The 24,434-nt window shown below is 38.6% G+C and carries 26 protein-coding genes and 1 pseudogene; 10 read left to right on the top strand and 17 right to left on the bottom strand.

All coding sequences use genetic code 11. The features are described from left to right. Positions 1 to 214: 214 nt before the first annotated feature. Positions 215 to 448 (top strand): annotated as a pseudogene (locus NST66_RS09495) (hypothetical protein); the annotation flags it as partial. Positions 449 to 644: 196 nt separating this feature from the next. Here the strand turns inward: NST66_RS09495 and NST66_RS09490 are convergent. The 4 genes from NST66_RS09490 to NST66_RS09475 all read right to left on the bottom strand — a co-directional run bounded on the left by NST66_RS09490 (position 645) and on the right by NST66_RS09475 (position 3,345). Beyond that, a complete protein-coding gene (locus NST66_RS09490; RefSeq protein WP_098626818.1) occupies positions 645 to 1,487 on the bottom strand; it encodes a hypothetical protein in 843 nt (280 codons plus the stop codon). A 457-nt stretch (positions 1,488 to 1,944) separates the two neighbouring features. Next, positions 1,945 to 2,142: a hypothetical protein gene (locus NST66_RS09485; RefSeq protein WP_016763981.1), complete on the bottom strand. Its 198-nt coding sequence runs from the start codon at positions 2,140 to 2,142 to the stop codon at positions 1,945 to 1,947. 115 nt (positions 2,143 to 2,257) lie between these two features. Further along, positions 2,258 to 2,686, bottom strand: a complete 429-nt coding sequence (gene fosB / locus NST66_RS09480; RefSeq protein ID WP_033578879.1) for a FosB/FosD family fosfomycin resistance bacillithiol transferase — start codon at positions 2,684 to 2,686, stop codon at positions 2,258 to 2,260. A 47-nt stretch (positions 2,687 to 2,733) separates the two neighbouring features. After that, entirely contained in the window at positions 2,734 to 3,345 is a 612-nt protein-coding gene (locus tag NST66_RS09475; RefSeq protein ID WP_033578878.1) for a LysE/ArgO family amino acid transporter, read from the bottom strand. A 103-nt stretch (positions 3,346 to 3,448) separates the two neighbouring features. On the opposite strand from NST66_RS09475, the gene NST66_RS09470 reads away from it, so the two are divergent. After that, positions 3,449 to 4,891, top strand: a complete 1,443-nt coding sequence (locus NST66_RS09470) for an aminotransferase-like domain-containing protein (protein WP_033578877.1) — start codon at positions 3,449 to 3,451, stop codon at positions 4,889 to 4,891. Between the two features lie 3 nt (positions 4,892 to 4,894). Here the strand turns inward: NST66_RS09470 and NST66_RS09465 are convergent, their stop codons facing one another. The 5 genes from NST66_RS09465 to NST66_RS09445 form a co-directional block, all read right to left on the bottom strand. Then, on the bottom strand, positions 4,895 to 5,959 hold the full coding sequence (locus NST66_RS09465) for a HAMP domain-containing sensor histidine kinase (RefSeq protein ID WP_235918754.1): 1,065 nt from the start codon (positions 5,957 to 5,959) through the stop codon (positions 4,895 to 4,897). After that, positions 5,956 to 6,636, bottom strand: coding sequence for a response regulator transcription factor (locus NST66_RS09460; protein WP_099330907.1), 681 nt, complete (start codon positions 6,634 to 6,636; stop codon positions 5,956 to 5,958). The genes NST66_RS09465 and NST66_RS09460 overlap by 4 nt, the downstream gene beginning before the upstream one ends. 11 nt (positions 6,637 to 6,647) lie before the next feature. Continuing rightward, the gene (locus tag NST66_RS09455; RefSeq protein WP_033578874.1) at positions 6,648 to 7,211 is read right to left on the bottom strand and encodes a class I SAM-dependent methyltransferase; all 564 of its coding nucleotides are present in this window, start codon (positions 7,209 to 7,211) and stop codon (positions 6,648 to 6,650) included. 127 nt (positions 7,212 to 7,338) lie between these two features. Then, positions 7,339 to 7,515: a hypothetical protein gene (locus NST66_RS09450; protein ID WP_223546567.1), complete on the bottom strand. Its 177-nt coding sequence runs from the start codon at positions 7,513 to 7,515 to the stop codon at positions 7,339 to 7,341. 143 nt (positions 7,516 to 7,658) lie between these two features. Beyond that, a complete protein-coding gene (locus tag NST66_RS09445) occupies positions 7,659 to 8,378 on the bottom strand; it encodes an SDR family NAD(P)-dependent oxidoreductase (RefSeq protein ID WP_155008145.1) in 720 nt (239 codons plus the stop codon). A 198-nt stretch (positions 8,379 to 8,576) separates the two neighbouring features. Between NST66_RS09445 and NST66_RS09440 the strand changes: the two genes are divergently transcribed. Further along, on the top strand, positions 8,577 to 9,203 hold the full coding sequence (locus NST66_RS09440; RefSeq protein WP_028413489.1) for an FMN-dependent NADH-azoreductase: 627 nt from the start codon (positions 8,577 to 8,579) through the stop codon (positions 9,201 to 9,203). 66 nt (positions 9,204 to 9,269) lie between these two features. Further along, positions 9,270 to 9,482, top strand: coding sequence for a hypothetical protein (locus NST66_RS09435; protein WP_034265776.1), 213 nt, complete (start codon positions 9,270 to 9,272; stop codon positions 9,480 to 9,482). A 79-nt stretch (positions 9,483 to 9,561) separates the two neighbouring features. On the opposite strand, the gene NST66_RS09430 is transcribed toward NST66_RS09435, so the two are convergent. Beyond that, positions 9,562 to 10,329 carry a TrmB family transcriptional regulator gene (locus NST66_RS09430; RefSeq protein WP_155008146.1) on the bottom strand — a complete coding sequence of 256 codons (768 nt, stop codon included), beginning with the start codon at positions 10,327 to 10,329 and terminating at the stop codon, positions 9,562 to 9,564. Between the two features lie 126 nt (positions 10,330 to 10,455). On the opposite strand from NST66_RS09430, the gene NST66_RS09425 reads away from it, so the two are divergent. Together NST66_RS09425 and NST66_RS09420 are read left to right on the top strand one after the other, a co-directional pair. Next, complete coding sequence (locus NST66_RS09425) at positions 10,456 to 11,229, top strand: sulfite exporter TauE/SafE family protein (RefSeq protein ID WP_013056888.1); 774 nt, start codon at positions 10,456 to 10,458, stop codon at positions 11,227 to 11,229. A gap of 163 nt (positions 11,230 to 11,392) precedes the next feature. Then, positions 11,393 to 12,058: a hypothetical protein gene (locus NST66_RS09420; RefSeq protein WP_223260154.1), complete on the top strand. Its 666-nt coding sequence runs from the start codon at positions 11,393 to 11,395 to the stop codon at positions 12,056 to 12,058. A 67-nt stretch (positions 12,059 to 12,125) separates the two neighbouring features. On the opposite strand, the gene NST66_RS09415 is transcribed toward NST66_RS09420, so the two are convergent. The 3 genes from NST66_RS09415 to NST66_RS09405 all read right to left on the bottom strand — a co-directional run bounded on the left by NST66_RS09415 (position 12,126) and on the right by NST66_RS09405 (position 15,072). Then, entirely contained in the window at positions 12,126 to 12,404 is a 279-nt protein-coding gene (locus NST66_RS09415) for a hypothetical protein (protein ID WP_223260155.1), read from the bottom strand. Positions 12,405 to 12,517: 113 nt separating this feature from the next. After that, positions 12,518 to 14,020, bottom strand: coding sequence for an NAD(P)H-hydrate dehydratase (locus tag NST66_RS09410; protein WP_099330902.1), 1,503 nt, complete (start codon positions 14,018 to 14,020; stop codon positions 12,518 to 12,520). Between the two features lie 11 nt (positions 14,021 to 14,031). After that, entirely contained in the window at positions 14,032 to 15,072 is a 1,041-nt protein-coding gene (locus NST66_RS09405; protein WP_099330901.1) for a C45 family autoproteolytic acyltransferase/hydolase, read from the bottom strand. A 142-nt stretch (positions 15,073 to 15,214) separates the two neighbouring features. Between NST66_RS09405 and NST66_RS09400 the strand changes: the two genes are divergently transcribed. From NST66_RS09400 to NST66_RS09390, 3 genes are all read left to right on the top strand, one after another. After that, complete coding sequence (locus NST66_RS09400; protein ID WP_048021135.1) at positions 15,215 to 17,092, top strand: terpene cyclase/mutase family protein; 1,878 nt, start codon at positions 15,215 to 15,217, stop codon at positions 17,090 to 17,092. A gap of 347 nt (positions 17,093 to 17,439) precedes the next feature. Further along, positions 17,440 to 17,982, top strand: a complete 543-nt coding sequence (locus NST66_RS09395; RefSeq protein ID WP_028413495.1) for a GNAT family N-acetyltransferase — start codon at positions 17,440 to 17,442, stop codon at positions 17,980 to 17,982. Positions 17,983 to 18,083: 101 nt separating this feature from the next. Beyond that, positions 18,084 to 18,278 carry a hypothetical protein gene (locus NST66_RS09390; protein ID WP_013056879.1) on the top strand — a complete coding sequence of 65 codons (195 nt, stop codon included), beginning with the start codon at positions 18,084 to 18,086 and terminating at the stop codon, positions 18,276 to 18,278. Position 18,279: 1 nt separating this feature from the next. Here the strand turns inward: NST66_RS09390 and NST66_RS09385 are convergent, their stop codons facing one another. The 4 genes from NST66_RS09385 to NST66_RS09370 form a co-directional block, all read right to left on the bottom strand. Continuing rightward, complete coding sequence (locus NST66_RS09385) at positions 18,280 to 19,065, bottom strand: ABC transporter ATP-binding protein (protein WP_034265762.1); 786 nt, start codon at positions 19,063 to 19,065, stop codon at positions 18,280 to 18,282. A gap of 18 nt (positions 19,066 to 19,083) precedes the next feature. After that, positions 19,084 to 19,566, bottom strand: coding sequence for a GNAT family N-acetyltransferase (locus tag NST66_RS09380; RefSeq protein ID WP_340843284.1), 483 nt, complete (start codon positions 19,564 to 19,566; stop codon positions 19,084 to 19,086). A gap of 157 nt (positions 19,567 to 19,723) precedes the next feature. Then, a complete protein-coding gene (locus tag NST66_RS09375) occupies positions 19,724 to 20,200 on the bottom strand; it encodes a site-2 protease family protein (protein ID WP_028413498.1) in 477 nt (158 codons plus the stop codon). A gap of 147 nt (positions 20,201 to 20,347) precedes the next feature. Next, complete coding sequence (locus NST66_RS09370) at positions 20,348 to 21,166, bottom strand: AraC family transcriptional regulator (RefSeq protein WP_224980575.1); 819 nt, start codon at positions 21,164 to 21,166, stop codon at positions 20,348 to 20,350. Positions 21,167 to 21,304: 138 nt separating this feature from the next. On the opposite strand from NST66_RS09370, the gene NST66_RS09365 reads away from it, so the two are divergent. Further along, entirely contained in the window at positions 21,305 to 24,409 is a 3,105-nt protein-coding gene (locus NST66_RS09365) for a glycoside hydrolase family 2 TIM barrel-domain containing protein (protein ID WP_154991394.1), read from the top strand. Positions 24,410 to 24,434: the final 25 nt, after the last annotated feature.

Below are 24,434 nucleotides of genomic sequence, written 5' to 3'. Positions count from 1 at the left end.
CCACATTCTTTTAAACAAAACAGAACTAACAGATGATTCGACTTTATGTTAAACGTTTTTCCGCAAAAAGGAATTTAAATTAACATTCCCTATACTTACTATACGTTATAGCACTAATAAAAGTTTCAGAAAATTACATCAATAATTCCCAAGTTGATTTTCAACAAATCTTATTATAATTTTTTATGTTTCATCCTAAATAATTTCAAAACCGCTGCCAATCTATCTATAAAGCATTCGAGGCTTTACGCCGCTTCAATCAGATCTACTATTATTGCCAGGTGCATTAATTATGATGCCGATTGTGACTGAATGCATCAACCAATTACCTCAACATTTAATTTCTCACGGTACAGCTTTAAATAATACAATTCGTCAAGTTGCAGGTTCAATTGGTACTGCTATACTTGTTACAATTATGACGCAACAAACTACGGAACACCTCGCTAAAGCAATAACAACTTCGACTATAGATATGGTAGTAACGATGTATTCTTATTTGCGACGCTATTGACTCTAATTGCGTTATTACTCTCTCTTCTTACGTACACCAAAGATCAATAGAGAGAAATAATAAAAAGCCGTTTCTTTGGTTAAGAAACGGCTTTTTATTTTAATAAACAATTGTATTTAAAGCATATATTTTACATTTGGATATCATATTTAGATTCAAATGCAGACACTTTTTCTTTAGCATCTAAAAATTGTGTTTCAGCAGCTTTTGTGTTTTCTTCTAAAGTTGATTTATCCTTACCACTTTCTTTTTGTAGAACTTCTAGCATTTCAACTTGTTTATTTAATGACGAAGTTACGCTAGTGACTGCGGAATTCAATTGATTATATTCTTCAGTACTAAAGCTAGCTTTATATTTCTCCAACTCTTCCTTAATAAGCTTTATTCTTTTCATAGGCATTCCTTGTATAGACTTAATAGCCTCAGTTGCGTCTGCATCAATTTTTTCATAATCGTAGCTATCTGCATTAAAATCTTTGTCTAACTCAATAGTGTTCACCGCATTAAAGTGCTGAGTAATATCCGCTTTAGTTAACACAATATGCATATGAGTACCAATTGCAGCCTTGTACACATCTACTGCGGAACCATAACGCTTCTGAGCTTTTATTGCTTGATCATTACTTAAATGGTCTATCTCAGTTTTTAAGTCTTTTACATGTTTGTCTAGTTCACCATCATCGCCCTGAAGAATATTCTTGCTTTCAATTGACTTTGCTAGTATGTTAAAGTCTGCTTCAAAAACAAGATAATCATCAGATTCCATATATCCTTTTTCTTTTGTATATTCTTCATACTCACTCTCTAATTTAGAGAGTTTTTGTTCGAGTTTTTTCTGCTCTTTCCCCATTTGTTTCTGCTCTTGCTTAGCAGATCCTTGTTTTTGTTCTTCTTTCGTTGATCCACAAGCTACTAAACTAATAGATAGCAAAGATGCTACAAGTCCTAGGCCGATTTTTCTTAAATTCTTCATTTTTTCTCCTTTTTTTGGTATGTAGTTTTTTCACCAAACAATGATAGCATATATTATGTACTCCAAAAGAACGATTTTAGAAAAATTATCAAGTTTTCTATAGATAAACCATTAAAAGCAACAATATTCTATCTGTTAGTAGCAGCTTTAAAAAATCTCTTATCCTCAGTTTTACGAACAATTGCTTAATTATTAGACCTTTTATCTGACGCGCAACGAAACTAAGTAAAAACCGTTTCACTGTTTAGAAAACGGTTAGTTACTTTAATATATAATTCTATACTTAGAGTTAATTCGATATTTCAATCCCCTATTGCTGATTCAAAATAGTAAATTCACAATTTTTTTAGCGCGTTAACTTGTTTTTCTAAAATAGAAATTAACTGTTTTTCTCACAAAAATAGTACTATTTTCAAAAGGAATCTTTTATTTCTCCTGAGAATAGTACTACACTATATTAGATAACCTTTATTTTTGTTTTAATTGTATAATATGTATCTGCTATGAGTCCTACTGCAAGTCCGCTAATCATCCCGTACGGTAATACACCTGGTACATTTTGATAAAAAGTGCCGATTAACATTGCAGCTAGGATGCCGAAAAGTACGCCTATCACAATATGCGAACCAAACTTCACCTGTTTTGCGGTATACATTCTTCCTCCTCCTCACTTTTTTTCCATTATATCACAACAGAATCGTTTATTTAATGATAACTGAGCGAGGAATGCGAATGTAATAAAACTGTAACCTTATATAACTATTTTAGTACTACTCTTTTGGCGAATAAAATGTCATATGAGGCTTTTCTTCTTGGTAATACGCTAAACGGTCTTGGAGCGTACCAGTATGAAATTCAAATTTATGACCGTCAGGATCCGTAAAATAAATAGATTTTTTGTCTCTCTCGTCACGATTTCTTCCAGGTAAGATATTTACATTATGCTGTTTTAACAGCTCTTTTGCTTGGTCAAAACTTTCAATGGAAATAGAAAATGCTAAATGAGTATACGAATACTGAATTTCTGATCTAGGAATATCTTTTTCTTCGTTTAACGCGAGCCACATTCCATTTAGACTAAAGTAAGCGGTGGACTTTCCTTTTACTAAAAGTTCCGCCCCTAACACTTTTTGATAAAATATGATGGACCGTTCTAAATTTGACACAGAAAAGCATATATGATTAATTCCTTGAATCATCTTTACCCCTCGCTTTCTATTATATAACTTTTCTTTTAGCGCCTATTTCACTGAAAAAACATACTTTTTGCCATGTAAAGAGCTACTCCCCAAATCATACATGCAGAAGCCTTATTGACCCAAATCATTATTTTCCCATTTGAATCCATTTTTCCTACCGCTTTTCCGGCAAAAGCTAAGGATAAAAACCATATCCATGAAACGCATATCGTAACGAGCGTAAAAATCCATTTTTCTTTTCCGCTGTACAGTAGAGAATTTGTTCCGATTACACCCATAATATCCATCAGCGCGTGAGGATTTAGCAGAGATACAGAAGCAGCAAATAAAATTTGTGCTTTCACCGTCATCCCTTCCTTTACTGACGTTTTTGAAGGTTCGCTCTTCCACGTCACAAAGCCCATATACGCTAAAAAAAGAAAACCTATTCCAAAAATAAGCGCTTGAAAAAATGAAAAAGTAGCGGCTACTGCTGAAACTCCCAGCACTGCTACTAGAATTAAAATCGTATCACAAACAGAAGCCGTTACCACTACAGGAAGCGCCTGTTTGATGGTTCGTTGATTTGCTCCTTGGTTAAAAACAAACACATTTTGTACTCCTAAAGGTAAAATCAAACCGAATGCTAACAATAAAGCATGTATAACCACTGTAAACATGTTGTTCTCTCCTTTCTCTTTTATCCTACAATTGACATCCCTTGTTGTCTCCATCCAAATTTTGATTTATAATACCAACCAAATTATAAAAAGGTGGTCTCACATGAACTGGACTCCAAATCCGGCTGATAAAAAGCCAATGCACAAACAAATTCAAGAGTATATGAAAGAGAAAATCATAAATGGAGAGTGGCCTATTGGAACGAAAATTCCTTCTCAGCGCCATTTAGCTGCTAGCTTTTCTGTAAATAGAAGCACGGTGGTGACGGCAACCGAAAACTTAATTGCTGAAGGACTGCTCAGCGGAAACAAAGGAGGCGGCACCAAGGTCATCAACAATACGTGGAGCTTACTAGCATCAGGTTCTCACATGAACTGGAATTCGTATGTAGAAGCGGGAATATACCAACCAAATTCTCCGACTATCCGCCATATTAACGAAGCTGAATTTCAACCGGGCATTATTCGTTTAGGAACTGGAGAGTTAGCACCTGACCTGCTTCCTTCCCATCATCTTGCGGAACTATTTAGCGGAACTAACCATAGAAGCGTACACTTGGGCTACGAGCACCCAAGAGGAAATGATGAGCTCCGACAAGAGTTAGTGAAGCATGTAAAAAAACGCGGCATTGAAACGTCTCCTTCATCTATTTTAATTGTATCCGGTTCACTTCAAGCCCTTCAGTTAATTTCAATCGGCCTGCTGCCTCCAGGTGCCAATATATTAGCTGAAAAGCCTTCTTATCTTTATTCTCTACCGTTATTTCAGTCCGCACAAATGAAACTAACGGGCGTTTCATTAGACGAAGAAGGAATGCATTTAACTTCATTAAAAGACCAGCACGAAAAAGAAAAAGGCACAGCTTTATATACAATACCGAACTTTCATAACCCTACCAATGTAACGATGAGTGAACAAAGGCGCCAAGAGCTGCTTCGCCAGTGTGAAAGAATGCATTTGCCGATTATTGAAGATGATGCTTACGGAGAGCTTTGGTTCCATTCACCGCCTCCACTTTCATTAAAAGCTCGAGATAAAAATGGAGTGGTTCTTTATTTAGGAACGTTCTCTAAAACATTTAGTCCGGGATTTCGAATTGGATGGATTGTAGGGCCTGAACATGTAATTGAGCGATTGGCCGACCTTAAAATGCAAGTTGACTACGGAGCCAGTTCCTTATCTCAATGGGCCGCTGCTGAAGCTCTAAAAACCGGAATTTATGACAAGCACGTTGCCAGCGTACGCTATAAATTAAAAGAAAAATCTCAGCAAACGCAGGCTATTTTAGAGAAGTATTTAAAAAGTCTTGCTGCGTGGAATACTCCGAGCGGAGGTTTTTATTTTTGGCTGACGCTGCATAAGCCTGTTTCGATGCGGAAATTATTTAAGCACTGTCTCGACGAAGGAGTTCTTTTAAATCCAGGCGCATTGTATGACCATGAAACGTCACAGCATATCAGAATATCCTTTTCTTATGCGACGCTTGCAGAATTTGAATACGGCATTAAAATAGTCGCAAAAAGCCTTAAGAATCTTTACAAGTGATTCTTAAGGCTTTCTTGTGTTAGGCGGCAGCTTTATCGAAAAAGTGAGCTTATTATGCTGACGCTCTGCTCGTATCTCTCCTTGATGCAGCTGAATAATTTGTTTTGCAATAGCCAGCCCTAAACCTGAACCATTTACGTTCGTTCTTGATTCATCACCTCGATAAAATCGATCAAATAACTTTTCCACCTCAAGTTTTTCACTGATGTTAATGCTGTTACTAAAGGAAATTACCAACGAATCCTCATCAATTTCCTGATTCACCTCTAATACGGAAGGCTTTTCGCTGTACTTCTTGGCATTTTCGAGCAAGTTTTGAAAGACTCTTACCATTTTTTCTACATCAATAAATGCATGCCATTCACAAGCAAAGTTAGTCTGAACGTCAATGCCTTCTCTTGTTAACATCGGCTCGTACTCTCCTATTACCTGTTGAAGCAAACGTTTCATGTCAATTTCATTTCTCTGAAGCTGAAAATCCGGACTCGTTAATTTTGTATAGTCAAACAACTCATCTATTAAATCCGTTAAATAATTTGCTTTTGAATCAACAATATATAAGTAGCTATCTAATGTTTCATCATCCATACTTTCTCTTTTTTTGATTAAATCTAGGTACCCAACGATGGATGTTAACGGCGTACGCAAATCGTGAGATACACTGGATATTAGCTGATTTTTTGCTTGCTCCAGCTCTCGTTCACGATCAAATTTTGTACGAAGCTGCGCAGACATTTTGTTAATGTTTTGACTTAATTCAGCCAGTTCATCTTTTCCTCGTACCTGGATGGTTGCGCCTAAATCTCCATTTGAGATTTTTTGAACTTGTTTAGAGATTTCTTTCAGATAACGAATATGGGAACGAATAAGTGCTAAGAAAACAAAAACAAAGACCACAACGGCGATAAAGAAAAGTCCAAACGCTAATACATTATATGCAGGGACATTCATTTTCTCTTCTTGTATATACCTGCTCAAAACAAGCCTAGCAATTAAAATAAAAATTAAATTGGTAGCCAAAAAACTTATAATGATAGCAAAAAGAAGCTTTACACTTATTCTTCTCATATCCTGTATCCTACGCCCCATATGGTTTTAATATAAATGGGCTTTTTCGGATTATCCTCAATTTTTTCACGAATTTTTGTGATATGGACCATTACATTATTATCCGATTTAAACGCGTCTTCTTGCCACACGGCTTCATATATTTTCCCCATGCTCATCACTGTTCCTTTGTTGCGTGCCAGCAGCTCTAAAATATCAAACTCTTTTGGCGTTAAACGAATCTCTTGGCCGCGCACAAATACAAGGCGGGTGCTGCGGTTAATTTCCAAATCGCCAATTTGAATAACGTCACGCTCAGCGCGTTCATTGTATTTTTTATAGCGTCTAATTTGTGATTTGACTCGTGCGATGAGTTCGAGTGGGTTAAATGGTTTTGTTAAGTAATCATCTGCGCCTGCTGTTAGACCAGAAATTTTGTCCATATCTTCTGACTTCGCCGAAAGCATAATAATGGGCATGTTTTTTTCTTCACGTATTTTAAAAGCTGCGTCGATTCCATTCATCTGCGGCATCATGATATCTAATATAATTAAATCTACTTCTTGTTCCTCTAAAAGCGCTAATCCAGATACAGCATTAGAAACTTTCAGCGTTTCAAATCCTTCATTTTCTAAGTAAATAGCAATTAAATTACGAATTTGCTCATCGTCATCTATAATTAAAATTCTGTCTTTCATTTACAAACTCCTTATACCTCATTCTTTTCGCATGAAAAAATGTATGCGGGAGGCACGTTTCTCCACTCTTTTTCAACTTTAATGTGGGGGAAAAACGTGCGGATCAACTCTTTTTTTAAATTCGTATACTGAAACGTAATAAATTTCCCTTCATCAGCTAATACGCTTCGCGTGTTTTGCAAAATACAATCTGACACCTCAGCTGCTAAAGAAGCAAAAGGAAGACCTGATAGTACGTAATCTACTTTTGAAATATCATACTGTATCAAGTACTTTTGAACATGTTCAGCCGAGCCGTGTATCACATACACATTTTTTTCATCTCTTACTTGTTCCTTTACTTTTTCGTAAAAATGCCGATTGTATTCGATAAGAAGCAAAGTTGTACAAGCGCTTCGTCTTCTTATTAATTCACGGGTAAAAACTCCGGTTCCTGGCCCGTACTCTACTATACAGGCTGCATGTTCAAAATCAATCCCTTTCACCATTTTTTTCGCTAAGTGCGTAGAGCTTGGCAAAAGCGCTCCTACCGTTCGCGGCTGGTGAAAATATTGATACATAAAAGCTAAATTCATTTTCTATTCCTTCTTTCTACTCTTTCTTTCTAGAATAGAAAAAAAATCTAAAGAAACGTTAAGTAAATTTCTTAAGAATTCTTAAGAAAACAAAAAGGAGGATGGGACATAACGGAATTAACCCAATCTAAAGACGAGCAAATTGGATTAATAAACTCATATGGATTGCTCTTGACACCTCTGTTGATTTCCGTGCAAGACTTCGCTTTCCGCGGCCGGCCGATGAGCCTCCTCGTCGCTTACGCGCCTGTGGGGTCTCATCTGTTCCGCTTTTCCCGCAGGAGTCTTCTACCTTGCCCTCCAATCAACAGCTAGAAGCGGTGAAACCAACGTTTATAATAACAGTAAAAAATCCGAATGGTCAGTCAATAATACCGATTGATCATTCGAATTTATCCTTAACTAAAATATTTTTGTCCAGCCTCGATTACTCGTTTAAAAGATAATTTATCGTAAATAACATCCGCTATTTAAATCAAAGGTAGCTCCTGTATAATGTTTTGCTTGAGGACTCAGTAAAAAAAGAACGGTATCTGCCACGTCTTGAGGCGTAACAAAGCTTGGAATCAGCTGATGATCGATGTATTCATTTTTGCGCCACTCTGGAATATTTTTCATCATATCGGTATTTACCATTGTAGGTGCTACGGCATTCACACGGATATAAGGAGAAAAATTCATTGCACAGCTTTTGGTTAATCCTAATATCGCTGCTTTAGACATTCCATATATAGCATCGGAGCTTCCTTCCATTCCTGATACGGACGATATATTAATAATTGCTCCTTCTGTTTCCTTTTCCATTAATAATTCGCCAAAGTATTTGGAGAAATAAATATATCCTTTAATATTAATGTCCATCACAAAATCTATTTCCTTTTCTTCATAATCCAATAAATTTTTCCCTAAATACACGCCTGCATTATTAACTAATCCATATAAATTTTTATCTTTTATTTGATAGAAAAGATTTCTTACGCCCTTCCCTTCTTTAACATCTACTACATACGTTTCAATATGGCCCTTTGTATCTTCAGCTAGCTGTTTCAAAGCTCCTTCATTACTATCACAAGCAATAACTGAATAGCACTTCGACACACATTCTTTTACAATTTCTTTTCCAATTCCAGCACCTGCACCCGTGACGATTACCCATTTTTCTTTCATCTCGACACCTCTTATCTACTTTCTGTTACACATACTTGTTATGTAAATATTCAAACATTTATTATACCATTATTTTCTATATAGACGTCCATTTCTTGCGCTCTTTTTTAGCTTACCTGACAAAGCGCGTATAGTTTTTTATGGGAGTGATAACGATAAGACAGTACATTATTTCAAACAAGAAAGAGATGATAAGACGTGGCAAAAGTACTTTATATTACAGCTCATCCTCACGATGAGTCTCAATCATTCAGTATGGCAACTGGAAAAGCATTTATCGATGCTTACAAAGAGCACAATTCAAGTGACGAAGTTGTACATATTGACCTTTATAAAGAAAATATCCCTCATATTGATGCAGATGTATTTAGCGGCTGGGGCAAACTTCAGTCTGGCTCGGAACTCTCTTCTCATGAACAGGAAAAGGTCAATCGCCTTGCAGAATTGAGCGAACAGTTTGTAGGAGCGGACAAATATGTTTTTGTAACTCCTATGTGGAACTTTTCGTTTCCACCGGTTATGAAAGCTTATTTAGACTCTGTAGCCGTAGCAGGTAAGTCATTTAAATACACGGCCGAAGGTCCGGTTGGACTATTAACGGATAAAAAAGCGCTTCATATTCAAGCGCGCGGAGGCATTTATTCTGAAGGTCCTGCAGCTGATATGGAAATGGGGCATCGCTATATTGGAATTATGATGAATTTCTTTGGAGTCCCTTCGTTAGACGGCATTTTTGTCGAAGGGCATAACGCAATGCCAGATAAAGCTCAGGAAATTAAAGAAAAAGGAATAGCAGAAGCAAAAAAACTTGCCCAAACCTTTTAATATAAAGAGGCTGTAACAAAAATATTTTGATTGAAGGAAGATCCGAACGAGGGCTTGAGACTCTTAATGGAGCATCAACTTTGTTCGGATTTTTCTGTTGGTAAAGTGAACGTAGCTTTCATGCATGGTGGCTGCTTCCAGCAGTTAATTGGAGGGCAAGGCGCAGACTCCTGCGGGAAAAGCGGAACAGATGAGACCCCACAGGCGCGTAAGCGACGAGGAGGCTCATCGTCCGCCCGCGGAAAGCGAAGCCTTGCACGGAAATTAACTGCGATGTAACAAGCCATTCATACTAGATCATTTATCCCGTTTGTTCGTCTTTCGATGGAAGTGATTTCGTTATGTCTAAGTCTCTTTTCTACGCAAAAAAGCTTTCTCTTTCCCTTTCGATCCACCTGTCTATTTCTCGATCACTTTTTTCTACAAGTCTGTTAACGAGGATATCATGCCAAATATAGTTTTCAAGTAAATTAATGTTAACTCCGTTATTGGTATAGTAAGCCATTTCTTTATGACCATAAATCATTTCACTGCTGTCAACAGATATAATAAACCAGTTTTGATTCCCAATATTTTCGGTATAGCTTGTATGGCGGTGCCGGTCAAATTCCTCCATCGCTTCATCTTGTTCAAACACAATTCCTTTTAGTGTGACACTCTTCCTTAGCTGTAATAAAAGAGGCTTCAACTCATTATAAATATCAGGCCAAAGCGAGATGACAATTTTATTTTTTGCTTTTAGCAGCAGCGACTCACAAAAAGCAAGAATGGCTGTTTCTCCTTTCATCGTCATAACCCGGCTTTCTTCTATAGACTCTGCAGCTTCAAGACGTTTAAGCGTTTCGCTAACGTCTTCATACGTTTCGTTCCATTTTTTCTGCAGCGAATGCAAAAAAGCATCGACGGGTAGCGACGTGTACTGGGTGCCATCATTACTCTCTTCTTTTAACACCATGCCTTTTTCCTCTAGTGTTTGTAAAATATCGTATACACGCGCTCTTGGCACACCTGAATGTTTACTAATGCTATAAGCAGTGGAAGATCCTTTTTTGACAAGCGTCACGTATACTTTTGATTCATACTGATTAAATCCAAGCGACTGCAGCTGCTGAATAATATTTTCCATAAAGGAAACCTCCCTGTTTTTTAAGTTATTTGAAATTTTCATCATTTACATATTTACAACTGCTTTTTATATAGTTACTATTTAAGTAGTCACTATATATATATTATGACATGAGGAAGGTGCTTTATGGAAGAATTAAGTTTACAGATTGTTCTTTTGCTTTTACTCTTTGGTTTTTTAGCTGCATTCATTGACTCCGTAGTGGGCGGAGGCGGTTTAATTTCTACACCCGCTCTTTTATTTTTAGGCCTGCCGCCCGCTGCTGCCTTAGCTACAAATAAATTAGCTGGAACGATGGGCGTATTAACGAGTACCATTCGATTTGTCAAATCCGGAAAAGTCGATTTTCGCGTTGTGGGTAAATGGTTTCCTTTTGTATTTATTGGCTCTTTGGGAGGTTCAATCACCGTTCATTTTCTATCCTCTGCTTTTTTGAAACCTGTTATTTTGATTCTCCTTGTTTTAGTTGCTATTTATACAATCTTCAAAAAAAACTGGGGCACCACGTCCACGTATAAGCCGCTGTCTATTAAGAAACTTATTTTCTTTACTGCACTTATTTTTATCATTGGCTTTTACGATGGATTTTTAGGAGCAGGCACAGGTTCATTTATTTTATTTGCTTTTTTATTTATGGGATTTGATTTCCTGCAGTCAGCAGGCAGCGCAAAATTTTTAAATTTCGGCAGTAATTTAGGTGCTTTGCTTGTATTTTTGTATTTTGATTCTGTTGTATTTTCTTACGGATTAATTATGGGGTTTGCGATGATCGTGGGTTCTTTCGTTGGATCAAACGTCGCTTTATCAAAAGGCGTGACGTACGTCCGAACGCTTTTTATTCTTGTCACTTTAAGCCTTATTAGCAAAAACATATTCGACTATGTAAATCAGTACAAATAGATCAATGGTTTCTTTCGAACTATAACAATGAACCTATATATCTATTAGATTAATAAAACCACCTCTTACTATTTTCTTATTTTTGGGTAAATGTGTAAAAAGACACTAAAATTGTTGTATACTGATCGATGTTGTTTTACATAATTAGAAATATTATACAGAGGTGAACGTTTTGTTTAAGAAATTTAGGTTTTTATGGTTTATTTTGCTGATCTTTGCACTTATTTTTGTCAAAAATACGTTCTTTTCTTCTTCAGAGAACGCCGCTGAGACGCTAGCAACGTCAGATGTTCCACAAGCCGCAGCTACTTTCAAAGAGGGAAACAATCAGCAGGACGGAGTCATTATTCAAAAATATCGCAAACAGCTAGATGCAGCACAGAAAAAAAATGACGAAAAAGCTACTAAAGAAATACAAGAAAAAATTTATGAAGACGGAAGACAGGCGGCACTAAACTTTTTACCGCGCAATAAATTTCAAAGAGCTTTTTCTCAGCCTTCGAAAAAATCGGCCGATGACATTTATAACTTTCTAATTGCCCAAGTAGGGTTTGGAGGATATGATTCTCTTTATCAAGAAGCAATAGCCGCAAAAAAAGAAGCAGCTTCTTCTACTGATGAATTAAATATGAGTGGCATTCAAGCTAAAACCGCTGCACTTACATACGGCACACTCGCACAAAGAGAACAGCTGCTTGTTACAAGTCTTGCCTATGACTTAAGCAGCGTAGGCGTCATTTCTTCCGATACAGCTAAAGGTATTGATAAAAAAGCTACTCATATGCTAGAAGTTAGAAAAGAAGGAATAAATGCCGCGATGCAAGAATAAGCGAAACAGCTCTTTTCTTCTTCCTAATAAAAACGTGTCCGCCTGTTTGGCGAACACGTTTTTTTGTTTAATAAATAATAGCCTGTACGCTCATTATTGTAACGGTTAAAATAAGAATCACGTTCCCTATAATTAACCACGGCTTTGCGCTTCCTCTTCTACCTTTAATAGCCGTGATTAGTCCAGCAATGGGCAATAAAGCCATAATGATGACCCAAATTTTACGAAGAATGCTGGAATCCAAATAAAAACCAAACTGCATCATCGCAAATAACACGACTGTAATAAGGAAGAAAAGTGTAGGCACAGCTAAATGAATGCCTCTTGGTCTCATTGAGTAGTACACAACATCACTTTCTTTCTATGTAAAATCTTACGTAAAATAACGTTATCATTTACACAGAGTTTTGACAACTTTTTGAAGGATTTTGTCAACAAATTTTAATAATCCAGAAGAAATCACTTCTCATTCAGCTGCCCGAAGACTGCCGGAAGTGCAGAAATAACGTCACTTGCTAACATATCTATCATTGTATGCCCCTGATCGAGCAGCACATCCGCTGCTTTTCCATGAACATATACCGCATTGCTGATTGCTTCTTGAAGAGAATCATGCTGCATAATAAAAGCGAGGATGATTCCGGTTAACGTGTCACCCGTTCCACCTTTTGCGAGTCCTGCGTTTCCAGTGGTATTTACGTATTGTTTTCCATCCGGCGTTGTAACGATCGTGTTTGGGCCTTTTAATACAAGATACACACCATTTTCCACTGCGTATTGGCTAGATATCGAAAATCGATTTGCTTCTACTTCTGCGATTGTTGTATCCACGAGTCTAGCCATTTCTCCGGGATGAGGTGTTAAAACCGTTGCGTGTTCTCTTTCTTTTACTTCTTTCATCAAATCCGGCAGATGAAAAAGAGCATCTGCGTCGATTACAACAGAAACGGGCTGTTGAAGTACTTGTTCGACAACTTTCTTCGTTTCTTCCGTTCTCCCAAGCCCTGGTCCAACTGCAATTGCATCGTACTTTGCTTCTTCTAAAGGAATCTCGCCTGCAAAAAAGCCATCTTTGCTTGGGCATGGCTTATACATCACTTCTAACATGTGAGCAGCTGCAATCGCATGAATATCATTCGGAAGCGCAAGCGTTAAAAGCCCTGCTCCGCTTGTGAGTGCTGCTTTTGACGTTAGCATCGGCGCTCCGGGTGTTTGAAGTGAACCTCCTATTATGATTCCTTTTCCATGTGTACCTTTATTGGACGAAGCATTCCGAATGGGAAAAGATTTCTTAATATGCTGAGTTGACCATACCTCTTTAAGAGGTGAGCTTTTTTCAATTGCTAGCGGTGGGATACCGATATCTACTACAATCAATTCACCATAGCTTTCTTTACTCGGGTATGTAAATGCCGTGATCTTTGGCTGCTGAAGCGTAATCGTAGCATCTGCATGTACCGTAAGCTCTTGCTTCTGTTCCATTACTCCACTTGGGACATCAATGCTGTATATGTAAGCCTTAGAGTCGTTTATTTTTTTTATAATGTTATCATAAGGAGATTTGATGCTGCCTTTTACGCCTATACCTAATAAACAATCAATAAGGACCGTATACTTTTTCACAGAGAAGTTGTCTCCCGCCGATTGCCACGCGAATCCAGCATTTTCATAGATGATCATGGCTTTTTTAGCTGCGCCTTTTATTTTCTCCCGTGCAGGAACTACCCAGACGTCAACTTCATAGCCTTTTGACTTCAAAGCACGGGCAATAACAAAGCCGTCTCCTCCGTTGTTTCCCGTTCCTATAAGCAGCCCTATTTTTTCATATTTTTCGATTCGCTCACTCAGCGCGTTTGCAGCAGCCTGTCCGGCATTTTCCATAAGGGACTCTTCACTCATCCCAATTGTATTCGTCATATAATCATCTACTTGATACATCTCTTGATTCGTTACAATTCTCATTATGCTGCTCCTTACTGAAACGGAAATGGTTCGTCTGTATTTACCGTTCCTTTTATTTTCGTTATAGTTAATTGTTCTCCTTTCACCCAATCCTCAAACGAGAAAGTAAGAGGTTTTGCTTTTCGTCCAATTCCCACAATGACTTGCAGCGTCTCCGGTACATATGCCACTGTATGAAGCGTTCCAGCAGAATTCCGGTAATCTTCTTTAAAAATACCGTATTCATCCTCATTAAATAAAGAAAAAGCTTCAAGAGGCGATAGCTTTTTTTCAATATGATCTCGAATATGATCGAGCCTTTCCTTTGACTCTACCAAATGATGACGATTTTCTTCGACCAGCTGATTAAAATGGTTCGTACACCCCATCATCGTTCCTCTTTGTACATGAACGCCTCGTCCAGATGCTTCGACTACTGCTCCCTGTCCGCTGCGGTCGTAAATGGAATAATTAAACGCATGACGGTGCGGTGCCCTTTCTAAAATAGCAACAGCCTCTTCTGTTGTTTCACATGTTTCTAAAATAAACCGAGCAAGCGTACAGCAAATAAATCCGTTCGTTTGACGGCGGCGATTAACAAAATGATAGCCAATTGCTAATCCTTTTTCGTTCATTCCATCCATTCGCCCAATCATTCTTGTTCCAAACCCGACGCTTGCATATCCTTCATTTGGCTGAAAAAGCAAAAATCGACCTTCGTACGTTTTCGGATGATAATCGTAGTTCCGCACATACACACCGTGCTGCATAAGAGCAGAACATCCCGTTTTCTTCCACTCTTGCTGATATCCGCTGTACTCATGTATAACGTCTTCAAGAGGCCAATCTAAGCCTTCTGCTAAGCCCAATAGCTCATTCCACAGTCCGGGAGCAAATAAGTCGTAATAATGACGAGCTTCTTTTGCTATCGTTTGATAGCTTCGTAATGAACGTTTTCTTCTTTTTTGATGATTTTCAAACAGCTTTGTTCCTTTATGTAATTCCCCTTGCATTTTACCAAGCTCTCGGTAAGAGCCTCGCCCTTGAATAACTTCTACCTGTATTTCTTTCACTTCTATCACTCCAATTTTCCAGTACCTTTATTGTGCAGCAAGCGCTCTATTCTTTGCAACTTTCTCCTCTCATAGAACGCTCTTCCTTTGAATACAGTTATAAAGAAACAGGTCGAAAGATTGAAAAGCATTATCATAAGAGGTGATCATATTGCTAAAGGAAGTTCAGCTAGAGATTCAGCGAAGAATCGCCTATCTGCGCCCAACACAAAAAAATGACGGGTCATTTCGCTACTGTTTTGAAACAGGCGTTATGCCTGATGCGTTTTTAATTATGCTTCTTCGCACCTTTGATTTAGATAAAGAAGTGTTGATTAAACAATTAACCGAACGGATCGTTTCCCTTCAAAATGAAGATGGTCTTTGGACGTTGTTTGATGATGAAGAACACAACTTATCCGCTACTATTCAAGCTTATACAGCTCTTTTATATTCAGGCTATTACCAAAAAAATGACCGGATTTTGCGAAAAGCAGAAAGATATATTATAGATTCAGGAGGCATTTCTCGCGCTCATTTTCTCACAAGATGGATGCTTTGTGTTAACGGCTTATACGAGTGGCCAAAGCTATTTTACCTCCCGCTTTCTCTTTTGCTCGTGCCTACCTATGTACCGCTTAACTTTTATGAACTAAGCACCTATGCCAGAATTCACTTCGTCCCGATGATGGTAGCTGGAAACAAAAAATTTTCACTTACTTCTAGGCATACACCTTCTCTTTCTCATTTAGATGTAAGAGAGCAGAAACAGGAAGCGGATGAAGCTGCTCAAGAATCACGCGCTTCTATTTTTTTAGTCGACCATTTAAAACAGCTGGCTTCTTTACCTTCTTACATCCACAAGCTTGGTTATCAAGCAGCCGAGCGTTACATGCTAGAAAGACTTGAAAAAGATGGAACACTCTACAGCTACGCAACCTCTACTTTTTTTATGATTTACGGTCTTTTGGCTCTTGGCTATAAAAAAGATTCCTTTGTGGTTCAAAAAGCAATTGACGGTATTTGTTCACTACTTAGTACATGCAGCGGCCACGTGCACGTAGAAAACTCCACGTCAACCGTTTGGGATACCGCCCTGCTATCTTACGCTCTACAAGAAGCAGGTGTACCGCAGCAAGATCCCATGATTAAAGGCACAACTCGTTACTTAAAGAAAAGACAGCATACAAAGCTTGGAGACTGGCAGTTTCATAACCCCAATACAGCGCCTGGAGGCTGGGGATTTTCCGATATTAATACGAATAACCCTGACTTAGACGATACGTCTGCTGCTATTAGAGCTCTTTCTAGAAGAGCGCAAACCGATACAGATTATTTGGAGTCTTGGCAAAGAGGTATTAACTGGCTGTTGTCCATGCAAAACAAAGACGGGGGTTTTGCTGCATTTGAAAAAAATACCGATTCTATTTTATTTACTTATCTGCCGCTTGAAAACGCAAAAGACGCAGCAACGGATCCGGCTACTGCCGATTTAACCGGTCGAGTGCTTGAATGCCTCGGAAACTTTGCCGGTATGAATAAATCCCATCCTTCGATTAAAGCTGCAGTAAAATGGCTGTTTGATCATCAGTTGGATAACGGGAGCTGGTACGGCCGGTGGGGTGTTTGCTACATTTACGGAACGTGGGCCGCTATTACTGGACTCCGTGCTGTAGGAATTTCTGCTTCTGATCCGCGTATCATCAAAGCCATCAATTGGCTCAAAAGCATTCAACAAGAAGACGGCGGATTCGGAGAATCATGCTATAGCGCTTCTTTAAAAAAATATGTGCCTTTACCCTTTAGCACTCCTTCGCAAACGGCTTGGGCTCTCGATGCTTTAATGACAATATGTCCGTTAAAAGATCGAGCCGTTGAAAAAGGAATTAAATTTTTACTGAATCCAAATCTTACCGAGCAGCAAATTCATTATCCCACGGGAATTGGTCTTCCTGGACAATTTTATATTCAGTACCACAGCTACAATGATATTTTTCCTCTTCTTGCACTTGCCCACTACGCAAAAAAACATTCTTCATAAAGGGGTTGAGACATGACGAAATGAATCCAATCTAAAGACGAACATATAGGATACATGAGCTCCTATGGATCGCTTGTGACACGGCAGTTGATTTCCGTGCAAGGCTTCGCTTTCCGCGGGAGTCTTCGCCTTGCCCTCCAATCAACTGCTAGAAAGACTTACACACATGAAACCTATGTTTACCCTAACAAAAAAAACGAACCACGAATCAAACATCTTGATCAATGGTTCGTTTTTCACTTTGTCTAAAATCCTTTTATTCCAGCCTCTTTTTGTACATAAAAGCAGGTTTTTTTAGGAGACAAGTGGAATACCTTTTTAATGTTGGGAAAGAAAGGATGCATCAAATGAATAATGTTTCACCACTTTTAAAAGGAAAAAACGTGATACTAAGAAAACCAAAAGACAGCGATGTACATGACTATCTAGCGTGCAAGCAAACAAAAGAGCTTATTCGTATGTACGGAGGCGATACCCGAAACTTAAAACCTCTTACATTACAAGATGCCAAGCGGCACGTCGAGTACATAAAGTCTCAAAAGCTGAATTGGTGTGTTGAATATCAGCAGCAGTTTGTTGGAGAAGCCCGGCTGACCGTTAACGAGTACGACCGGCGCGCACGGTATGCTATTGGTTTATTCGATTCTTCCGTTTGGAATCAAGGGCTCGGCACTGAAGTTACAAAATTGGTGCTGGCCTACGCATTTGAACACCTTCACTTGCACAGAGTCGATTTACGAGTGCTCGAATACAACCATAGAGCCATTGCTTGTTATGAAAAATGCGGTTTTGTAAAAGAAGGAATAGAGCGTGAAGGTGCTTTTATTGAAGAAGCATTTCAGACAGATATTATCATGAGTATACTCGAACAAGAGTATTATCAGCTTTAGAGGAGAGAATCAGCTGTCATCATCGTACTTCTTTAAAAGTTCGTATAGCCCAAGCCTTTTGTGAATAAAGTAACATAACGATATAACCAAAGGAGCCAACGATGACAGCTTATGATTCCTCTTCTTTTGTATTTGTAACCATTGATAAACATGACATTGCTGCTTTTTTACTCATTGATATTATTTGCAGCACCACTATTTATGTAGCATGTAAACATTATCTCCACAATGAGCTTGTTTCCATTGCAAGCAGCGCTCTTTTTCCCATGGTATGTAAGAAGGTTTCTCGACGCTAGCTCAGCTTTTTACCGGTTCTTTTAATGACAGCCAAGTGCGGTCCTTCTGCTGCTGAATCTCTACGGAGTGATTAAAAAATTTAGAAAGATGCGGCTCAGTGAGCTGGTCTTTCGTTTTTCCAGAAGAAAACACTTCTCCTTGGCGCATACAAAGCGTATGAGTAAAGCAAGGCAAAATTTCTTCTACATGGTGAGTAACATAAATAAGCGTAGGAGCATTTGGCTGCTCTGCCATTTTTGCAATCAGCTGAAGAAGCTGTTCTCGGGCCATTATATCTAGACCTGTACATGGCTCATCAAGTATTAAAAGCTTTGGTGAAGCCATAAGAGCTCGAGCAATTAGCACTCGCTGGCGCTCTCCTTGAGAAAGTGTTCCGTAGGCCTGATTTTGTAAATCTTCGCAATTTAGCAGCTTCATTAATTCTATGGCTTGGTTCATATCTTTTTGCTCCACTTGTTCATATAACCCAATAGATGCAAATTTTCCGCTTAAAATCATTTCTACAACCGTATCGTCATCTCGAAACCGCTGTTGAAGCGAAGAGCTTACCCATCCAATTTCTTTTCTGAGCTCAGACAGATTTGTTTCTCCAAATTTCCTTGAAAGAACTTCTACTTCCCCTTTTGTAGGCCAAATATATCCGTTGATGATATTTAAAAGCGTCGTTTTTCCGGAACCATTTAACCCAAGCAAACACCAATGTTCCCCTTTTTCCACTGACCACGACACGCTTTTTAAAATTTCTTTTTCTCCTCGTTTTACCGAAACGTTGTTAATGTTGATCATGCTAACACTCCTTTACTCTCATTTTTCATTATATATACTATAAAAGAATAATGATTTATCCCATTTGTTAACTTGCTTTTCTTTTTTCATGCCAATTTTTTCAGCCACTTTAATCGATGGAAAATTGTGAGGATCTATCAATGATATAACCTTCTGAAATTTCAGCGTATGAAGGCCATAATCTAAACAAGCTTTTGCTGCTTCACTCGCATAGCCTTTTCCCCAGCAGCTGCGTAAAAATAAATAGCCAAGCTCTGGATCTACCTTGCCGTCTACTTTTTGAAGAACCATGCCGCACTGCCCTAGAAACTCTCGATTCTGTTTATCCTCAGCGACCCACATGCTAATGCCATATGTTTGATAATGCTGCTTCATCCATTGAATCCAGCGATATGTGTCTTGTTCATTTTTAGTAGAAGAATAATACTTCATTGCTTCAGCATCTTCAAATATTTTCATTAAATTGCCTGCATCGCTTTCAGCCATAGCTCGCAGCGTCATTCGCTCTGTCTCAATAATCGTATAAATCCTCTCCTTTCTTCCATTCCAACATCTACTATCTTTATTATCCGCTACTATTTTCTTTTCGTAAAGTTTTCCTTTTTTGATTTAAATGAAACAGAAAAAGGCACCAAAAAAGGCTGCTACACACAGCCCTTTAATCTGGATCACACGTTTTCCCGTACCGTAATACGTTATATATAGCACGTCCATCACTTGCAGATGTTTCTGTATATTGAATTGGCAGCAGTGAAAAAATAACATAATAGACTGAAAAATAAACAAATTGATAGCAAAATATATCTTCAGGCAGAATATTAGCCATAATTAATCCATTTATTATAAAAATAGTAAGTAAATTAAACAGTACACCGCCCGCATACACCACTGCATGGGAAAAGCGACTGTCGTTCTTAAGATTTTCATATTTACAAAACGAGTCTAGAAAATAGACTGACTTAATTTTAAACTTCCCCATTTTAAGAATCGTTTTCCCCCGCCCAATAGTAAAATCGACCTTCCCTCCGAAAATAATTGCCATGACGGAATGCCCCAGCTGATGAACAAATGATACAAGTGGCAATACAAGACAGAATGACCACACAAACTTTGGAAGATCATTTAACCCAAACACGTTTATCCCTCCTTTTTGTTTCTTCTCTCTACTTTTCCTCCCCGTTTTTACTTAAAACTACATTTAAATTCTTTTTTTAAAACTCATACGAAATAACTAGCATCCACATCACTTCTTATAACCTAGATAAAACCCAATGTATGTAACTTATGAAAAATACATTTTCCGAAAAACAGTTGGAGTCACGTTTTCTTGTTCTTTGAAGCGCTTGATAAAATAGCTTGGATGTTCATACCCTACTTGTCTTGCTATATCTTGTACAGAGATTTGGTTGTTTTTAAGCAGCAGTTTCTTTGCTTTTTGAATTCGGACGCGCGTTACGTATTCAAACGGCCGGATACCAAGAGATTGTTGAAAAAGCAAACACGTATACTGCTCTGTTACGTTGAGCTGCTTCGCCAGTACTTCTAGCGTTAACGGCTGATGATAATATTCCTCAATATAGCGAAGGACTGGGTTTAGCTGAGTAATTTGCTGCAGGCGACTTTTGCTTTCTATATATACGCTGTCTTGGCGCAGTTTCAAAATGACGCTATATAGTAGTTCAGAGCACTTCATGGTGCTAGAGGTATGATTTTCTTCTAACAAATTCATTAGCTCTTGCAGCATCCTATAAAGGCTTTCAGCATGTGTAAGGACGATTTTTCCGGAATTAATAAATTGAAGAGAAAGCATGATATCATCAATTACACTTCCATTAAAAGAAACCCAGCATACTTGCCATTCGCTTGTAATGGGGTAGTATTCGTGCGGAACATGCGGCGTCAGAAACATCCCTTCATTTTCTTTTATAATATAAACCTCGTCGTTTACACGAAGCTCGCCTCTTCCTTTTATACATTGAATCCATTGATAATCAGGAAACTCTCCCTGACGTTTAATATGCGTTTGATGTCTCCAGCTTCCAGCGCTTGTAACATAGAATGGCAGTTTCATATCTTCATCTGAAAGAGCCGGAAAGTACATACGGTCCACATTACTTCCTCCTTTTTATGTGAATATAGTTATATTATCATGAAAATAATTAGATTGATAAGGTTTTCAGAAAACGTTATCATTTTCATATAAACTAATAACCTAGTAATCTAGAAATGAGGGATCGACATGTTAAAAACCGGCAAAAAATTTAATTATACAGCACCTGCAAACGGATACCCTGAATGGAATAACAACCCTGAAATTTTTCAATTGAACCGTTCGAAAGCACACGCTTTACTAATGCCTTATCAAACGGTCGAAGAGGCCTTAAAAAATGATAGAAAATCTTCTGTTTACTACCAAAGCTTAAATGGAAGCTGGTACTTTCATTTTGCTGAAAATGCGGATGGCCGCGTCAAAAACTTTTTCGCTCCTGAATTTTCATATAAGAAATGGGACTCTATTTCAGTTCCTTCACACTGGCAGCTGCAAGGATATGACTATCCTCAATATACAAACGTGACATACCCTTGGGTTGAAAACGAAAACCTCGAACCTCCTTTTGCACCGACTAAATATAACCCTGTCGGTCAGTACGTCCGTACTTTTACACCTAAATCAGAATGGGAAAATCAGCCGGTGTACGTCAGCTTCCAAGGCGTCGAATCTGCTTTTTACGTCTGGGTTAACGGTGAGTTTGTTGGATACAGCGAAGACAGCTTTACTCCAGCTGAATTTGATATAACTTCTTATCTTCAAGACGGTGAAAATACGATAGCAGTAGAAGTATATCGCTGGAGTGACGCAAGCTGGCTTGAAGACCAAGATTTTTGGCGAATGAGCGGCATCTTCCGAGATGTGTATCTGTACTCTACTCCACCGGTTCACATCTATGACTTTAGCGTTCGTTCGTCGCTTGATAACAACTACGAAGATGGTGAACTTAGCGTTTCAGCTGATATTTTAAACTACTTTCAGCACGATACTCAAGATCTAACATTTGAAGTCATGCTGTATGACGCGAATGGCCAAGAAGTACTACAAGCTCCGCTGCAAACAAATGTAAGTGTGAGCGATCAATATACAGCGTCCTTATGTACACACATTAAAAGCCCTGCAAAATGGAGCGCAGAAAGTCCTAATTTGTATACCCTTGTACTCAGCTTAAAGAATGCTGCTGGTTCTATTATCGAAACGGAAAGCTGTAAAGTCGGCTTCCGTACGTTTGAACTAAAGAATGGCCTTATGACAATCAACGGCAAGCGTATTGTACTTCGAGGAGTAAATCGCCACGAATTTGATTCAGTAAAAGGCCGTGCAGGCATCACACGCGAAGACATGATTCACGATATTTTGCTGATGAAACAGCATAATATTAACGCGGTGCGTACATCCCATTACCCTAACGATTCAGTATGGTATGAGCTGTGTGATGAATACGGACTGTACGTGATTGATGAAACCAATTTAGAAACGCACGGAACGTGGACTTATTTACAAGAAGGCGAACAAAAAGCCGTTCCAGGAAGCAAGCCAGAATGGAAAGAAAACGTACTAGATCGCTGTCGTTCGATGTACGAACGTGACAAAAACCACCCTTCTATTATTATTTGGTCGCTTGGCAATGAATCATTTGGCGGAGAAAACTTTCAGCATATGTATACTTTTTTTAAAGAGAAAGATTCCACGAGACTTGTTCATTATGAAGGAATCTTCCATCACCGCGACTATGATGCTTCTGATATAGAAAGCACGATGTACATTAAGCCAGCAGATGTAGAGCGCTATGCTTTAATGAATCCGAAAAAACCTTATATTCTGTGTGAATACAGTCATGCGATGGGTAATTCTTGCGGAAATCTATACAAATACTGGGAGCTGTTCGATCAATATCCAATCTTGCAAGGCGGTTTTATATGGGACTGGAAAGATCAAGCTCTTCAAACAACAGCAGTAGACGGTACTTCTTACTTAGCTTACGGCGGAGATTTTGGTGATACGCCTAACGACGGCAACTTCTGCGGAAACGGCTTAATCTTTGCTGATGGGACAGCTAGCCCGAAAATTGCAGAAGTAAAAAAATGCTATCAGCCTGTAAAGTGGACAGCAGTAGACGCTTCTAAAGGAAAATTTGCCGTTCAAAACAAACACCTGTTTACAAACTTGAACGCCTATGATTTTGCTTGGACTGTTGAAAAAAACGGTGAACTACTTGAAAAACATGCGTCTCTTTTAAATGTAGCTCCTGATAGTACAGACGAACTGACGCTTTCTTATCCTCTTTACGAGCAAGAAAACGAAACTGATGAATTTGTTTTAACTCTTTCTCTCAGATTATCCAAAGATACAGCCTGGGCTTCAGCTGGATATGAAGTGGCGTACGAACAGTTTGTACTGCCTGCCAAAACCGCTGTACCTTCAGTAAAAGCTGTTTATCCTGCTTTATCAGTTGACCAAAACGAACAAACGCTGACGGTTACAGGAACTAACTTCACGGCTATTTTTGACAAGCAAAAAGGGCAGTTTATCTCTTACAACTATGAGCATACCGAGCTGCTTGCATCGGGTTTCCGTCCGAACTTTTGGCGCGCAGTCACCGATAATGACCTCGGCAATAAATTGCATGAAAGATGTCAAACGTGGCGTCAAGCAAGTTTAGAGCAGCACGTGAAAAAAGTAAGTGTTCAACCGCAAATTGACTTTGTTATCATTTCGGTTGAGCTAGCTTTAGACATCTCTCTTGCTTCTTGCTATGTAACGTATACGCTATATAACGATGGTGAAATGAAGATTGAACAATCTTTAGCACCTTCTGAGGCAATGCCTGAAATTCCTGAAATTGGGATGCTGTTTACGATGGATGCGGCTTTTGATTCTTTAACATGGTACGGCAGAGGCCCTCATGAAAATTATTGGGATCGTAAAACTGGCGCTAAGCTTGGCCTTCATAAAGGCAGTGTAAAAGAGCAAGTTACACCGTATTTACGCCCTCAAGAATGCGGAAACAAAACGGACGTTAGATGGGCAACTATTACAAACGATCAAGGACGCGGCTTTTTACTAAAAGGTTTGCCAACAGTCGAGCTGAATGCTTTACCTTACTCACCTTTTGAACTGGAGGCTTACGATCATTTTTACAAATTGCCGTTAAGCGATTCCGTAACCGTGCGGGTTAACTACAAGCAAATGGGCGTTGGCGGAGACGACAGCTGGGGAGCTAAAACACATCCTGATTACACACTATACGCCAACCGCTCGTATACAAACACGTTTACGCTAAAACCTCTATAAAAATAAAAAGGACTTTCAAATGAAA

Source organism: Priestia sp. FSL W8-0524, assembly GCF_038005965.1.
GTDB lineage: Bacteria > Bacillota > Bacilli > Bacillales > Bacillaceae_H > Priestia > Priestia zanthoxyli.
This window is presented reverse-complemented; position numbering and strand designations above follow the sequence as displayed.